Origin of the sequence: Naasia sp. SYSU D00057 (genome assembly GCF_017916505.1) — a bacterium.
Classification (GTDB): domain Bacteria; phylum Actinomycetota; class Actinomycetes; order Actinomycetales; family Microbacteriaceae; genus Naasia.
Genome location: NZ_JAFMSZ010000001.1, coordinates 335,707 through 350,068, shown reverse-complemented (window position 1 = coordinate 350,068; position 14,362 = coordinate 335,707). Strand labels below are relative to the sequence as shown.

General features: G+C 71.5%; 14 protein-coding genes. 6 read left to right on the top strand and 8 right to left on the bottom strand.

Annotation, left to right across the window (positions count from 1 at the left end):
• Positions 1 to 96: 96 nt before the first annotated feature.
• Complete coding sequence (locus tag J3P36_RS01650) at positions 97 to 405, top strand: hypothetical protein (RefSeq protein ID WP_210505525.1); 309 nt, start codon at positions 97 to 99, stop codon at positions 403 to 405.
• A gap of 303 nt (positions 406 to 708) precedes the next feature.
• Here the strand turns inward: J3P36_RS01650 and J3P36_RS01645 are convergent, their stop codons facing one another.
• From J3P36_RS01645 to J3P36_RS01625, 5 genes are all read right to left on the bottom strand, one after another.
• Complete coding sequence (locus J3P36_RS01645) at positions 709 to 1,356, bottom strand: Crp/Fnr family transcriptional regulator (protein ID WP_210505524.1); 648 nt, start codon at positions 1,354 to 1,356, stop codon at positions 709 to 711.
• Between the two features lie 167 nt (positions 1,357 to 1,523).
• A complete protein-coding gene (locus J3P36_RS01640) occupies positions 1,524 to 1,673 on the bottom strand; it encodes a hypothetical protein (RefSeq protein WP_210505523.1) in 150 nt (49 codons plus the stop codon).
• 82 nt (positions 1,674 to 1,755) lie between these two features.
• The gene (locus tag J3P36_RS01635; protein ID WP_210505522.1) at positions 1,756 to 1,941 is read right to left on the bottom strand and encodes a hypothetical protein; all 186 of its coding nucleotides are present in this window, start codon (positions 1,939 to 1,941) and stop codon (positions 1,756 to 1,758) included.
• A gap of 184 nt (positions 1,942 to 2,125) precedes the next feature.
• Complete coding sequence (locus tag J3P36_RS01630) at positions 2,126 to 3,625, bottom strand: sodium:solute symporter family protein (RefSeq protein WP_210505521.1); 1,500 nt, start codon at positions 3,623 to 3,625, stop codon at positions 2,126 to 2,128.
• A 144-nt stretch (positions 3,626 to 3,769) separates the two neighbouring features.
• Positions 3,770 to 4,456 carry a TetR/AcrR family transcriptional regulator gene (locus J3P36_RS01625; RefSeq protein ID WP_210505520.1) on the bottom strand — a complete coding sequence of 229 codons (687 nt, stop codon included), beginning with the start codon at positions 4,454 to 4,456 and terminating at the stop codon, positions 3,770 to 3,772.
• A 279-nt stretch (positions 4,457 to 4,735) separates the two neighbouring features.
• Here J3P36_RS01625 and J3P36_RS01620 point away from each other — a divergent pair, with 279 nt between their 5' ends.
• Genes J3P36_RS01620 through J3P36_RS01600 form a run of 5 tightly spaced genes read left to right on the top strand, consistent with a single transcriptional unit; the run spans position 4,736 to position 11,607 of the window.
• On the top strand, positions 4,736 to 5,596 hold the full coding sequence (locus J3P36_RS01620) for an urea amidolyase associated protein UAAP1 (protein WP_210505519.1): 861 nt from the start codon (positions 4,736 to 4,738) through the stop codon (positions 5,594 to 5,596).
• Complete coding sequence (locus J3P36_RS01615; RefSeq protein ID WP_210505518.1) at positions 5,593 to 6,288, top strand: urea amidolyase associated protein UAAP2; 696 nt, start codon at positions 5,593 to 5,595, stop codon at positions 6,286 to 6,288. The genes J3P36_RS01620 and J3P36_RS01615 overlap by 4 nt, the downstream gene beginning before the upstream one ends.
• Positions 6,285 to 9,878 (top strand): urea carboxylase, encoded by a 3,594-nt coding sequence (gene uca, locus J3P36_RS01610; protein ID WP_210505517.1) that lies wholly within the window; start codon positions 6,285 to 6,287, stop codon positions 9,876 to 9,878. Before J3P36_RS01615 ends, uca begins: the two co-directional genes overlap by 4 nt.
• Entirely contained in the window at positions 9,875 to 11,197 is a 1,323-nt protein-coding gene (gene atzF, locus J3P36_RS01605; RefSeq protein WP_210505516.1) for an allophanate hydrolase, read from the top strand. Before uca ends, atzF begins: the two co-directional genes overlap by 4 nt.
• Complete coding sequence (locus J3P36_RS01600) at positions 11,194 to 11,607, top strand: hypothetical protein (protein WP_210505515.1); 414 nt, start codon at positions 11,194 to 11,196, stop codon at positions 11,605 to 11,607. The genes atzF and J3P36_RS01600 overlap by 4 nt, the downstream gene beginning before the upstream one ends.
• A gap of 43 nt (positions 11,608 to 11,650) precedes the next feature.
• Here J3P36_RS01600 and J3P36_RS01595 read toward each other — a convergent pair whose 3' ends face one another.
• Genes J3P36_RS01595 through J3P36_RS01585 form a run of 3 tightly spaced genes read right to left on the bottom strand, consistent with a single transcriptional unit; the run spans position 11,651 to position 14,362 of the window.
• Complete coding sequence (locus J3P36_RS01595) at positions 11,651 to 12,592, bottom strand: sugar kinase (protein WP_210505514.1); 942 nt, start codon at positions 12,590 to 12,592, stop codon at positions 11,651 to 11,653.
• Positions 12,585 to 13,220 (bottom strand): bifunctional 4-hydroxy-2-oxoglutarate aldolase/2-dehydro-3-deoxy-phosphogluconate aldolase, encoded by a 636-nt coding sequence (locus J3P36_RS01590; protein ID WP_210505513.1) that lies wholly within the window; start codon positions 13,218 to 13,220, stop codon positions 12,585 to 12,587. Before J3P36_RS01590 ends, J3P36_RS01595 begins: the two co-directional genes overlap by 8 nt.
• Positions 13,217 to 14,362, bottom strand: coding sequence for a pyridoxal phosphate-dependent aminotransferase (locus J3P36_RS01585; protein WP_210505512.1), 1,146 nt, complete (start codon positions 14,360 to 14,362; stop codon positions 13,217 to 13,219). The genes J3P36_RS01590 and J3P36_RS01585 overlap by 4 nt, the downstream gene beginning before the upstream one ends.

Below are 14,362 nucleotides of genomic sequence, written 5' to 3'. Positions count from 1 at the left end.
GCGCCTGGTCCCGGTGCCCGCTAGTCGTACTCGTACCCCCAGCCGGCGGGCGCCGCTCACATAGTCGCGATGCGCGTCTGCGTCGCGAGGATGCCTGTGACGATCCCCGCCGTGGCGGGATTGTTGAGCAGGCTGTCCGACAGCAGCGGGTTGTTGGTGCTGCCGCCGCCGACGTACGTGTTGTTAGCCACCGCTGTCGCGGGATCGACGCTGCCTGCGGCGATGACCTGCCCGTCGGGCAGGATGGCCTGGTCGATGGTGCCGTTCTGGTATCAGGTCGACACCCATGACGTCGAACGCTCCGGTTCCCGACGGGTCGACCCGGACCGACTCGTCGACACCGTTGCCATCGGTGTCCTGAACGATGATGTCGATGACGCCGTCCTGATCGACGTCAGCGATTGATTCGCTGTAGCCGTCGCCGTTCTCGTCGAGGTACCTCGTCTCGGCAAGGCCGTTCCCGTCGGTGTCGCACCAGGTGTACTGGTGGGGTCGATCATTGCTCTCTCGTTTCCTCTCTGGTGGCCACCCGCAGATTCAGGGAGCCACGCTTGCTGCCCGTTGTGCCGGCGTCAGCTGGCGAGGATTCAGCCGAAGGGGGATCTTTGGGAGGGTCGCGGAGGCGCCGGCACGATTCCGTCGCCGACAGGGCGCACGAGGGCGCGATGCGCGGCAGGAAGGGCGGGCCGAGCGGGAGAGATGGGCGGGTCAGCGGGCGTGGGCCTCGAGCGCGTCGATGTTCGGAACGTCCACACGCCCGCGACCCACCGCGATGAGCCGCTCGTCGGCCAGGGCGCCGAGCACCTGGTTGATCGTCGGGCGGGTGGCGCCGACCAGCCCTGCCAGGTCCTCTTGTGTGAGCGGGATAGTCGCCGAGCGCCGCCCGTCGCCGGAGAACGACTTTGCAAGCTCCACGAGCCGGTGCTCGCAGCGTCGCTGCACGGTCTCGTAAGCCGCTTCGGCCAGTCGTGCGCTGAGATCGTCGATCCGCTGCGCCATCGAGCGCAGGAGCGCGGCGTCGACCTCGGGCACGCGGCGACGAAGCTCTTGGAAGGTTCCTCTCGGCAGCACGCGCACGGTCACCTCGTCGAGAGCGACGACGGTCGCTGTGCGCCGCTCGCCCGTAACCGCAGCGATCTCCCCGAAGCTCGAGCCGGCCCCGATCACGGTCACTGTCACTGACTCGCCTCGCTCCGTCGACACCTTGACCGCCGCGTGACCGGCATCCAGCAGGCACACGCTCGCGCTGTCGTCGCCCTGGAAGACGATGGTGTCGCCGCGCCGAAATGAGCGCTTGACGAAGCGAGGACCGAAGATCGCCTGATCGGCGCCGTTCAGTTCGTTGAACCAGCTCATCTGATCTCTCCGATCTCACGTCGCCCGTTGAGGTTCGCCTACTTTCCCACCGGTGGACGGGGAGCTTCTGCTCCTATCCACCGCCCGAGTCGCGCTCATGCTGGACCTGCCGTCTCATACGCAAACGCCGCGGACCCCGATCCGGATCCACGGCGCTCCTTGCGAGCTCAGCCCTTCTTCTTCGCCTTCGACACCGCGTCGGTGTTCTCGGATCGTTCGGCGCTGGCCCGCTTGTCCTCCTTGGCGTGGCGCTTCTCTTTCAGCGTCTTGCTCGGAGCGGTCTTCGCGTGACCGCCGCGCACCGATTTGTCGCCCATTGCCCTGCCCTCCTCATCGAGGCCACGAGTGACCCTGTGCGGGAGAGGGTACGCCCGGCGGGCGCCGCTTGGGCGAGTCGTTCTAGGCGATGAGCCCGTGCAGGTCGACGCCCAGGAGCACGACGGGCCAGACGAGGATCGCGATGATGCCCTCGACCAGGTTGCCGACCACGTTCCACTCGACGAGGTAGCCGCGGAGCCCGGCCACGAGCACGCCGATCAGGAGGTAGATCACTCCGAGGATGCTGATGCCGCCGCCTCTGCGCATGGGGTGCCTCCCGGTCTCGACCGCCGAATGGGCGGATTGAGGCGATGCTAGCGACGGAGTGGCGTCAGGCGCGGGATTCAAGTGATCCTCGAATGTCGTGCCGAACTTCCGGCCCGAGCTGAACCGGGAGCCGGGGCGAGGAGCCGCCGGGGAGCGCATCCAGCGACTCCCCGGCGGCGGAGCGTCACGCCCTCTCGAGGACCGCCTCCTGCTCCTGCTTGAGCGACTCGAGCTCGGCGAGCTCCGCGAGCTCCTGCTCCTCGGACCGGCGGTGCAGCAGACCGATGGCGATGTAGGTGCCGAAGCCGACCACGGCCGCGACCAGGGTCGCCCATCCGTCGAAGTCCGCCCCGATGAGTGTGTTCTCGATGTAGAGCAGGTCGTTCGGCACGCCGTACAGGGTGGGCGTGAGGGCGAGGAACACCATCCGCACGACGAACCCGACGGCGGCTGCCCCGAGTGCCGCGGAGACCCCGGGGCGGCGCCAGAAGACGCCGAGGATGAACGGCGCCGCGAGGCAGGCGAGCATCAGGTCGAACGCCAGGGTGAGCAGGATCCCCGTCTGGCTTACGCGGATGGCGAGGAACGCTCCGGCGACGACCATCGGGATCATCGCGAGGCGCGTCCACTTCAGCAGCGGGTCCGGGCCCGTCTCCGAGAGCCGGCGGACGTTGAAGATGTTGCGCACGGCGATCGCCGAGGTGGCGAGGATCGCGCCCGACGCGGTCGAGAAGGAGGCGGCGACGATGCCCGACAGCACGAGGATCGCGATGACCGGCGGCGCGTAGTCGGCGAGCAGCGTGAACAGGATCGGGCCGTCCTCGATCGAGATGCCGAGCACCGACGTCACGGTGAGGGCGACGATCGCGAAGATGATGCCGATCGCCGCGGTGCCGATCGCGCCGGCGAAGCAGGCCCGGCGGGCGACCTCCGGCGACTTCGCGCCGAAGATCCGCTGCATGAAGTCGATGGCGACGATGTCGCCGACCCCGAGCGCGATCAGGGTGGCCCAGTTGATCGGCGCGCCCTGAGCGGGATCGGTGAGCTGCCCGAAGTCGAACGGGCCCATCCCCTCCGGGATGACGATGCCGTAGGAGAGGGCGACCCAGACGAGGAGCGAGATCGCCGCGACGACGGTGATCGTGGTCTGGATCGCGGCGGTGTACGCATCGGAGAAGAGGCCGCCCGCGATCGTGTAGGCGAGCACGAGGGCGACCGCGAGCACGACTCCCCAGGCGTAGGGGATGTTCGCGAAGCGCTCGAGGAGGAACCCGCACGCCACGAGGTTGCCCGCGAGGAGCGTCACGAAGGAGGCGATCATGATCAGCGACGCGACCACCTCGGTGGGCCGGTTGTAGCGGATCCGGAAGAAGTCGGCGAGCGTGAACAGCTTCATCCGGCTCATCGGCTTCGCGAGGAAGATTCCGGTCAGGGTCAGGCAGATCGCCAGCCCGAGCGCGAGCGACGCCCCCGACCAAAAGCCGAACTGCGACGTGAGGTCGGTGTTGCCCACGGTCGCGTTCGAGTCCACCGCGGCAGCTGTCAGCGAGACCGCGACGAGGGGGATCCCGAGCCTTCGGCCGGCGACGAGGAAGTGGGCGCTGTCGCCGTCGATCTTGCGGGCGACGGCGATGCCGACGACGAGTACGAGGACGACGGTCAGTCCTACTCCGGCGATGATCATGCGTGCTCCAAATGTGGAAGGCCAGGGCTTCTTCCCGACAGGGTTTCTATCGGTTGACAAGTCCAGTTATGGCCGCCGCACGTTCCCGCCGCGTCTCGGGAAAAAGTCGATCGTGTTAAATCGACCGATCCGATTCGGGCGGTTTCATTCCGTCTCGGAAAGGATTTCCAGGCCCGCTTTTCGCACGCTGACCAGCGCCTCCGATCCGAGGTCGAGGACCTTGAGAACGGCATCCGCGATGGCCCGCGCGGTGCCCTCGCCGACCGCCTCCGGCTCGCGCCGACGCCGGAGGATGACGCTCTCCACCAGGCCGAGGACGAGCGCGGCGCTGTCCTCCGGCGCAACCGGCTGGGCCGCGTGAATGAGGCGGCGATACGCCCCCTCGAGTTCGGCTCGCAACTCGGCGAAGGGCGCGAACCGGTCGTCGTCGACCTCGGGCAGCAGGTAGAGAGAGCCGACGTTGTCCGGCCCTCCGGAGAGCAGGCGGACATCGGAGACGCAGAGCGCCCAGAGCCGAGCGGCGGCCGGCTCGTCCCGCGCCAGAAGGCTCCGTGCCTGATCAAGCGAGGGTTGCACCGTGCCGGTGAGCAGGGTGAGCAGGATCTCGTGCTTGCCGCCGAAGTGGTGGTAGACGCTCGCCTGCCGGATCCCCGCCTGCCGAGCGATGGCGTGGGTGCTCGTGCTGCCGTACCCCACGGTGCAGAACAGCTGCGCGCTCGCCTGCAGGATGTCCGCCCGCGTTCCGAGGCCGGTAGGGGAGGAGCCGGCGGCGCGGGGGCGCCCCGTCGCGCGAGGAGGGACGTGGGATCCGCGGGTGGTGGCAGTCGACATGGTCCGTCAACGTAGCAGGGCGTTTCCGCGCCTCCTGTCCACGTGCGCCGTCGTCGCCCGCACCGACTATTCGACACGCCCGAAATGCCACTTGATGCTTCCAATCTTGCCTTTCAGCAGCACCATGTGGCATTTCGCGCGCGAGCGATGTCGCCCTGAGGCAAGCGCATTTCCCCGGCCGGCGGAACCGGAAACAGGATCGAAACACTCCCCGAATACGGGCGTTACAGCCGTCACCTTGACTGCTTTCTATCGATCACTAGAAAGTCGGGGGCCACCGTGGCAGATACCGCAACCGCCGCTCCGGGGACGGGGACAGCGACCACCGCCGGAGCGCGAGCACACGCCCGGGCGCAGGAGGGCACGTACGCCGAAGCGCAGCCGTTCCGGCCGGCGTCGTCCGCGCCGTCGCTGCCGGAGGGCGCCGCCGCCGACTCCGTCACCTGGGTCGAGCGGGTCGCGGGCGGCAACTACACGCACGCGGTGCTCGCCCGCGGCACCGAGCTGCGACTCACCGACGTGACCGGCGACGCCTGCGCGTCCGTGCTGGTCTACAACGCGCTCCAGCCGGTCGAGCGGCTGAACGTCGCCGACACCGTCAAGGTGCAGTGGCAGGTCTACGCCGGCACGGGACAGCTGCTCCTCTCCGACCAGGCGCGGGTCCTCGCGTCCGTGATCGAGGACACGTCCGGACGGCACGACACGATCTACGGCGCCTCCTCGCGCGCCCGCAACGAGCTCCGCTACGGCGACGGCCAACCCCAGGGGCCGTCGCCCGCCGGTCGCGAGCTCTTCAACCTCGCCGCCGCGAAGCACGGACTCGGCCGCCGTGACCTGCCGCCCAGCGTCTCCTTCTTCCAGGGCGTGCGCATCCGGGAGGACGGCAGCCCCGAGTTCCTGGGCTCGGCCGGCGCGGGCGCCTCCGTGACGCTGCGGATCGAGATGCCCGCCATCGTCCTGATCGCGAACGCCGCTCACCCGCTCGACCCGAGCGAGGAGTACCGGACCGGGCCGCTCAACGTCGTCGCCTGGCGCGGCGAGCCGACCACCCCGTCCGACCCGCTCTGGACGCTGAGCCCCGAGGGCCGCCGCGCCTTCACGAACACCGCCGACTACCTGACCGCCCGGGGGATCGCATGACCATCACCGCCACCGCCACGACGACCGACCTCGATCTCGGGCCGGAGCTGAGCCGCGAGCTCGTCGCCCCGCGCGCCCCCTGGTCCGCGATCCTCCGCACGGGGCAGTACCTCACGATCGTGGACGTCGACGGCAACCAGGCGGTCGACTTCCTCGCCTACGACGCCGCCGACACCGCGAACGCGTACAGCGCGCAGGCCACGCTGCAGGGGCAGGACTCGGTCTTCCTGACAGCGGGATCTGTGCTGCGCACCGCGGAGTACGAGCCGCTCCTGACGGTCGTCGCGACCGACGTCGACCACCACGACACCCTTGGCGGCGCCTGCTCCAAGGAGTCGAACACCCTCCGCTACGGCTTCCACACGTACAGCCAGCACGCCTGCGCCGACAACTTCCTCGCGGAGCTCTCGAAGTACGGGATGGGCAAGCGCGACCAGGTGTCGAACATCAACTGGTTCATGAACGTGCCCGTCGATCCCGACGGCGCCCTCGGCATCGTCGACGGCATATCCTCGCCCGGCCTCAGCGTCACGGTCCGCGCCGAGCGGGACACGCTCGTCGTCGTCTCGAACTGCCCGCAGATCAACAACCCCTGCAACGGGTTCAACCCGTCGCGCGCCGAGATGATCATCTCCGCCGGGACCGCCGCAGCCGGTTCCGCCGGCACCGCCGGGCAGGAGGAGGGCCGGTGACCCGCTTCGACACGCTCCTCATCGCGAACCGCGGCGAGATCGCGGTCCGCATCATCCGCACCGCCCGCAAGCTGGGCCTGCGCACCGTCGCGGTGTTCTCCGAGGCCGACCGCGGCGCCGCGCACACCACCCTCGCCGACGAGGCGGTCTATCTCGGCCCGGCCCCGGCCTCCGAGAGCTACCTGCGGATCGACAAGATCATCGAGGCCGCGAAGGCGACCGGCGCCGGCGCCATCCACCCCGGCTACGGCTTCCTCTCCGAGAACACCGACTTCGCCCGCGCCTGCGCCGAGGCGGGCATCGTCTTCGTCGGCCCGACCCCGGAGCAGCTCGAGATCTTCGGCGCCAAGCACACCGCCCGCGACGCCGCCGAGGCGGCGGGCGTGCCGCTCCTCGTCGGCACCGGGCTGCTCGACACCCTCGACGACGCCCTCGCCGCGGCCGACGAGGTCGGCTATCCCGTCATGCTGAAGGCGACCGCGGGCGGCGGCGGCATCGGCATGCAGGCCTGCCGCACCCCGGATGACCTCTCCGCCGCCTGGGACAACGTGCGCCGCCTCGCCGGCGCCAGCTTCTCCTCCTCGGGCGTGTTCCTCGAGCGGCTCGTCGAGGGCGCCCGCCACGTCGAGGTGCAGGTGTTCGGCAACGGCCTCGGCGAGGTCGTCACGATCGGCGACCGCGACTGCTCCCTCCAGCGCCGCAACCAGAAGGTGGTCGAGGAGTCGCCGAGCCCCGACCTGCCCGACGCCGTCCGCGCCACCATCACGGATGCCGCCCGCCGCCTCTGCGCCTCCGTCGACTACCGCTCCGCCGGCACCGTCGAGTACATCTACGACCCGGTCCGCCAGGAGGCCGCGTTCCTCGAGGTGAACACCCGCCTCCAGGTCGAGCATCCCGTCACCGAGGCCGTGTACGGCATCGACCTGGTCGAGTGGATGCTGCGCCTCGCGCAGGGCGAGACCGACCTCCCCGCCGTGCCCGCCCCGTCCGGCGCCGCGGTCGAGGCCCGCCTCTACGCCGAGAACACGGACCTCGGCAACCTGCCGAGCTCCGGCACCGTCACGAACCTCGAGCTGCCCGCCGACGCCCGCGTCGACACCTGGCTCGAGGTCGGCGCCGAGGTCAGCACCAACTACGACCCGATGCTCGGCAAGGTCATCGTGCACGGCGCCGATCGCGCCGCCGCCTGGGCCGCGCTCGGCGACGCCCTGGCGAAGACCCGCGTCGACGGCATCGCCACCAACCTCGGGATGCTGCGCTCCATCGCCGCCGACGAGGACGTCCTCGCCGCGCGGCACTCCACCGCCACCCTGGCCGGCATCGGCGACCGGTCACCGCGCTTCGAGGTCGTCAAGTCGGGGCTGCTCACGACGATCCAGGACTGGCCCGGCCGGGTCGGCTACTGGCCGGTCGGCATCCCGCCGTCGGGCCCGATGGACGACCTCTCGTTCCGGCTCGGCAACCGTGCGCTCGGCAACCCGGAGGGCGCGCCGGGCCTCGAGCTGACGATGTCCGGCCCGACCCTGCGCTTCCACACCGAGGCCCGGGTGGTGGTCACCGGCGCCCCGGCCGAGGTCTCCGTCGACGGCGTCACCGTCCCGCAGTGGGAGCCGGTCGTCGTTCCGGCCGGCGGCGTGCTCGCGATCGGCACCGCGTCCGCCGGCATGCGGATGTACCTGCTCGTCGAGGGCGGCCTCGACGTCCCCGCCGTCCTCGGCTCCGCGAGCACGTTCGATCTCGGCGGCATCGGCGGCGCCGCGGGCCGCGCCGTGAAGCCGGGCGACGTGATCGGCATCGCCACTCCGGCGGAGCCGCACGAGGTGCGCCCGGTCGCGGCGGCCGACCGTCCGTCCTTCGCGCACTCGTGGGAGATCGCGGCCCTCGAGGGCCCGCACGCGGCGCCGGAGTTCTTCACGGTCGAGGACGTCGAGACGTTCTACGCCACCGACTGGGAGGTGCACTTCAACTCCGCCCGCACCGGCGTGCGTCTGGTCGGCCCGAAGCCGACCTGGGCGCGCACCGACGGGGGAGAGGCGGGCCTGCACCCGTCCAACATCCACGACACCCCGTACGCGGTGGGGGCCGTGGACTACACCGGCGACCTCCCCATCCTGCTCGGCCCCGACGGCCCCAGCCTCGGCGGCTTCACCTGCCCCGCGACCGTCGTGACCGGCAACCTGTGGAAGCTCGGCCAGCTGCGGCCGGGCGATCGCGTCCGGTTCCGCCCGGTCACCGCCGAGCAGGCGGCCGAGCTGCGGCGGGACCCGCTCGCAACGCCCGTCGCAGGCAGGAACGCGGTCGTCGACGGCGGCATCCTGCTCTCCGCTCCGGAGACACCGGGCCGGCCCGCCTTCACGATCCGCCGCAGCGGCGACGCCAACCTGCTGGCCGAGTACGGGGAGATGCAGCTCGAGCTGGCGTCCCGGATGCGCGTGCACGCGCTGATGGAGGCGGTGCAGGCGCGGATCGACGCCGGCGAGCTGGACGGGGTACTCGAACTGACGCCGGGCATCCGGTCGCTGCAGGTCCACGTCGACCCGGACCGCATGAGCGTCGCCGACCTCGTGCCGCTGCTCCTCGAGATCGAGGACGCGCTCCCGGAGACGAAGGACATCCGCGTCCCGAGCCGCACCGTGCACCTGCCGCTGTCCTGGGACGACCCGGCGACGCGCGAGGCGATCCGCCGCTACATGGCGGGTGTCCGCGACGACGCTCCGTGGTGCCCCTGGAACATCGAGTTCATCCGGCGCATCAATGGGCTCGAGAGCGTCGAGGACGTGTACCGCACGGTGTTCGACGCCGAGTATCTCGTTCTCGGCCTCGGCGACGTCTACCTCGGCGCACCCGTCGCGACCCCGCTCGATCCGCGGCACCGCCTCGTCACCACGAAGTACAACCCCGCCCGCACCTGGACGCCGCAGAACGCGGTCGGGATCGGCGGCGCCTACCTCTGCATCTACGGGATGGAGGGGCCGGGCGGCTACCAGTTCGTCGGCCGCACGGTGCAGGTCTGGTCGACACTCCGTCAGCGCGGAGCGTTCGAGCCGGGGACGCCGTGGCTGCTGCGGTTCTTCGACCGGATCAAGTGGTACCCGGTCGAGCCGGAGGAGCTGCTGACGATGCGCGCCGACATGGCCGCGGGACAGCTGCCGCTCAGGATCGAGGACGGCGAGTTCAGCATGGCGGACTACGACCGCTTCCTGGAGGAGAACGCCGAGTCGATCGAGCAGTTCCGGGCCGTGCAGGCCGCCGCCTTCGGTGCCGAGCGCACCGCGTGGGAGGACGCCGGCGAGTTCGAGCGGGTCGAGGCTGCCGCGGCCGGCGTCGTCCCCGACGAGGCCGTCATCCCGGTCGGCTGCGAGGGCGTCGAGGCGCAGTTCGCCGCCAACGTGTTCCGGATCGACGTCGAGGCGGGCCACCGGGTCGTCGCGGGCCAGACCCTGCTCGCGGTGGAGGCGATGAAGATGGAGGCTCCCGTCGTCGCGCCGATCTCCGGCCGGGTCGTCGAGGTGGTCACGAAGGTGGGCGCCGAGGTCGGGCCGGGCCACGTCCTGGTCATTCTCGAAGAGGAAGAGGAGGAGGCGGCGTGACCGACCTTCGCACCGTCGCCGCCCCTGCCGTCGCGCTCCCCGAGGACCCGCGCGCGCACGTCGCCGCCCGCTACGCCGCTCTCGCCGAGGGCGACCGCCCCGAGGCGTGGATCACCCTGCGCCCGGAGGCGGAGGTGGCGGACGAGTTCGCCGGCGTCCTCGCCCGGGCGACGGCGGGGGAGGACCTGCCGCTCGCCGGCACCCTGTTCGCGGTCAAGGGCAACATCGACGTGGCGGGCATCGACACGACCGCCGGCTGCCCCGCCTTCGCGTACGCGCCCGCGGAGGACGCGACCACGGTCGCCCGCCTCCGCGCGGCCGGCGCCGTCGTGCTCGGCTCGACGAACCTCGACCAGTTCGCGACCGGCCTGGTCGGCACCCGCAGCCCCTACGGAGCGGTCCGGCATGCCGTCGACCCGTCGCGAATCTCGGGTGGGTCGAGCAGCGGATCCGCGGTCGCCGTCGCGATCGGCGCGGCCGACTTCGCCCTCGGCACCGACACCGCCGGTTCCGGCCGGGTGCCGGCCGCGTTCCACGGCCTCTACGGCGTGAAGCCGACCAAGGGCTGGGTTCCGGCCGGCGGAGTCGTGCCCGCGTGCCGCACCCAGGACGTGGTCACCGTCATGTCCGGCGACCTCGAGCTCGCGGAGCGCGCGGTGCAGCTGATGGCCGGCCCCGATGCACGCGACCTGCTGTCGCGCGCGGCACCGGTCCCGACCGGGGCATCGTCCGGGCCGGCGCGGCTCGGCATCCCGCTCGGCGGCCAGCTCGGAGAGCTGGCGCCGGGCTGGGCGGAGGCGTACGAGTCCGCGGTGGTCCGCTTCCGTAGCTCCGGCGCACAGCTCGTCGAGGTCGACGTCACCCCGTTCCTCGAGGTGGCGCGGATGCTCTACGAGGCGGCCTTCGTCGCCGAGCGCTACGCCGCGGTCGGCGAGTTCGTGGACGCCCACCCGGACGAGGTCGATCCCGTCGTCGGAGGCATCATCGGCCGCGCTCGCGACATCCCGGCGTGGCGCCTCTACCGCGACCTCGAGCGTCTCGAGGCCTACAACGCGATCCGCGACGAGGTGTTCGGCACGATCGACGCCCTGCTGCTGCCGACCACCACCCGGCACCCGACACTCGCCGAGGTCGCCGCAGATCCGATCGGCGTGAACAGCCGGCTGGGCCGGTTCACGAACTTCGCGAACCTCCTCGACCTCGCGGCCCTCGCGCTGCCGGCCGGTGAGGTGGACGGTCTGCCGTTCGGCGTGCAGCTCGTGGGGCCCGCATTCTCGGACGCGCTCCTCGCCGACATCGCGCGGACGGTGGCGGCGTGACCGCCGCGGGAGGCGCGGCCGGCGGATACCCGGACGTCCTGCTCGCGGTCGCGGGCGCGCACCTGACCGGTCAGCCGCTCAACGCGCAGCTGACCGACCGCGGCGCGACCCTCGTCGAGGAGACGACGACGGCGCCCGGCTACCGCCTCTTCGCCCTGGACACCGTCCCGCCGAAGCCCGGCGTGGTCCGCGTGCGCAGCGGGGGAGCGGCGCTGACGGTCGAGGTGTGGCGGCTGTCAGCTGCCGCGTTCGGCGACTTCGTTGCCGCGCTTCCGCAGCCGATGGCGATCGGCCAGGTGGAGCTTGCGGATGGACGGCTGGTGCGCGGCTTCCTCGTGGAGCCGATCGCGGTCGAGGGGGCCGAGGACATCACGGAATACGGCGGCTGGCGGCAGTATCGGGAGCGCTGAGCAGGATGCGCCCGCCGTCCGGCGGTGATGAGGCGCATCCCGGTCAGCGGTGCACGTCGCCGATCGCGGTGAGCAGGTGGAGGTCGTCGCGCGTCGGCAGTCCCTCCCAATCGCCGTCCACCGTGACCGAGAAGGCGCCGCACTGCGCGGCCGTCGTCAGCATCGCATCCGGGGTGGCACCGGACACCCACTCGGCGAGGTATCCCGCGGTGAACGCGTCGCCGGCGCCGATCGGATCGATCTCGGTCACCCGGTACACCGGCGCGTCCCGGAGCTCGCCGTCGACGAGTGCCAGTGCCCCGTCGCTTCCGCGCTTGATGACGACGTGCCGCGGGCCGAGCGCCGCGAGTGCGGTCGCCAGCGCCGACTCGTCCTCGCCCTCCACCATGAGCCGGGCCTCCGCCACGCCCGCGAACACGAGGTCGGCGCGAGAGGCGATGGAGCGGAGCACCGGCGCGGCGTCCTCGGGCGACCAGAGGGCCCGGCGGTAGTTGACGTCGAACGAGACCGCTGTCCCGGCCTCCCGCGCGACGTCGAGGGCGTGCTCGACCGCCGCGCGCGCTCTCTCGCTGAGCGCCGGCGTGATGCCGGTGACATGCAGGACAGAGGCCGCCTCGATGGCCGAGGCGTCGATGTCGGCGGGCGTGAGGCGGGACCCCGCGCTGCCGGACCGGTAGTAGAGGACCCGGCTGATCCCCGCCGTGCGGCGCTCCTTGATGAGGAGACCCGTGTTCGCCTCCGAGTCGACGAGAGCGTCGGTGTGCACCCCCTCGCCTCGGAGGACCGAGGTGATGAGGCGGCCGAACTCGTCGTCGCCCACTCGGCCCAGCCAGCGGGCCCCGACGCCGAGACGGGCGAGCCCGATCGCGACGTTCGCCTCCGCTCCCGCGATCCCGAGCCCGAGGTTCGAACTGTGTCGCAGCGGCCCCGTCACGGTCGAGGAGATGCGCGCCATCGCCTCGCCCAGCGTGTAGACCTCAGCCACCGGCGGACACCGCCTCCGCGGCGCGTCGCGCTCGAACGGCGAGCTCGCCCAGAGACCCGCCCTTCAGCGCATCGCCGAGAAGCGGGGAGCCGATCCCCAGCGCGACGGCGCCGGCGGCGAGGTAGTCGGGGATCATGTCGAGGTCGACGCCGCCCGTCGGGATCAGCGGGATGTCGGGCAGGGGCGCGAGCACGTTCTTCAGATAGGCGGGGCCCCCGACGGCGCTGGCGGGAAACACCTTCACGGCGGTGGCGCCGGCGCGGTGCGCGGCGACGATCTCGGTCGGGGTGAGGGCGCCCGGGTACCAGCCCATGCCCGCCTCGCGCCCCGCATCGCCGACCGCGAGGCTCGTGTCCGGCGAGACGAGGAAGCTCGCTCCGGCATCCTTCGCCTGCGCGACGTGCTCAACCGTCATCACGGTGCCGACGCCGACGAGGAGGTCCTCCCGGGCGGAGAGTCGTGCAACCGCGTCGGCCCAGCCGGGCGTGTTGGTGGTGACCTCGAGGCAGCGCACCCCGTTCTCGACGAGGGTCTCGCAGACGGGGAGCACTCGGTCGGCGCTCCCGCCGCGGACGATCGCGAGAATGCGGCTTCGCAGCAGGAGGTCGGGCAGCTCGCTCGTGCTCATTCCATCTCTCCGATCCGTTCGATGCCGCGGACGATGTCGTCGCCGTCGGCGGCGAGCGACAGGCGCGCCCAGCCTTCGCCGCCCGCGCCGAACGCGGTGCCGGGCGCGACGGCCACCTGGTGCCTTTCGAGAAGGCGGACCGCCCAGTCCTCGACACTGCCACCGGTCCGGGCGCTCACGTCGACCCAGATGTAGAAGGCGCCGCGGGGCTCCACGAACGGGATGCCGACCTCGGTCAGCTTCGCCATGGCGAGCTCGCGGCGCTCCGCGTAGGAGCTGCGCATGAACTCGACCTGGTCCTGTGGACCGGTGAGGGCCGCCACCGCCGCGGCCTGCGCGGGCGCGTTGACGCAGGCGATCATCGGCTCCTGCAGCTTCGCGGCGGTGGCGGCCACCTCCGGCGGGGTCACGAGGTAGCCCACTCGGACTCCCGTCATCGCGTAGGTCTTCGAGAACGAGAAGGCCGACAGGACGACCCCGCTGCGGTCGAACCGGGCGGGGGAGACGTGCTCGACGCCGTAGGTGAGGGCGTCGTAGCACTCGTCGGAGAGCAGCCAGATGTCGTTGCGCTCGGCGAACCGGACGAGCTCCTCGATGACGTCGCCGGGGACCACCGTGCCGAGGGGATTCGAGGGGCTGTTGAGGATGATCACCCTCGTCCTCGGAGTCATCAGGGCCAGGAGCTCGTCAACGCGGGGAACAAACCCCTGCTCGGGCGTGAGCCGGTAGCGCACGGGCGTGGCCTGCAGCAGGCCGACCGCCATCGCGTAGTTGGGCCAGCCGGGGTCGGGGATGAGCACCTCGTCGCCGGCGGCGACGGTCATCGAGAGCGCGAGGTGCAGCGCCTGCGCCCCGCCGGCGCTCACGATGACCTGGGCGGGGTCCGCCTCGATGCCGTTACTCTCGCGCAGCTTCACCGCGAGAGCCTCCCGCAGTGCCGGAACGCCGGCGTTCGCCACGTAGTGGGTGTCGCCGCGCTCGTAGGCCTCCTCGGCCGCGCGGATCACGTGGTCGGGCGGCGTGAAGCTCGGCTCGCCGACGTGCATGCCGATGAAGGGCCTGCCGGACGCCCACGCCGCATCCATCACGCGGCGGATGCCCGAGCGGGGCATCTGGTCGGCTCCAGGGGTGACGAGAGGCAT

Bases quoted from the DNA above. Each gene is read 5' to 3' on its own strand.
- J3P36_RS01645 (WP_210505524.1), bottom strand. From the start codon at position 1,356: ATGAGCTGGTTCAACGAACTGAACGGCGCCGATCAGGCGATCTTCGGT.
- J3P36_RS01640 (WP_210505523.1), bottom strand. From the start codon at position 1,673: ATGGGCGACAAATCGGTGCGCGGCGGTCACGCGAAGACCGCTCCGAGC.
- J3P36_RS01635 (WP_210505522.1), bottom strand. From the start codon at position 1,941: ATGCGCAGAGGCGGCGGCATCAGCATCCTCGGAGTGATCTACCTCCTG.
- J3P36_RS01630 (WP_210505521.1), bottom strand. From the start codon at position 3,625: ATGATCATCGCCGGAGTAGGACTGACCGTCGTCCTCGTACTCGTCGTC.
- J3P36_RS01625 (WP_210505520.1), bottom strand. From the start codon at position 4,456: ATGTCGACTGCCACCACCCGCGGATCCCACGTCCCTCCTCGCGCGACG.
- J3P36_RS01615 (WP_210505518.1), top strand. From the start codon at position 5,593: ATGACCATCACCGCCACCGCCACGACGACCGACCTCGATCTCGGGCCG.
- J3P36_RS01590 (WP_210505513.1), bottom strand. From the start codon at position 13,220: ATGAGCACGAGCGAGCTGCCCGACCTCCTGCTGCGAAGCCGCATTCTC.
- J3P36_RS01585 (WP_210505512.1), bottom strand. From the start codon at position 14,362: ATGCCTCTCGTCACCCCTGGAGCCGACCAGATGCCCCGCTCGGGCATC.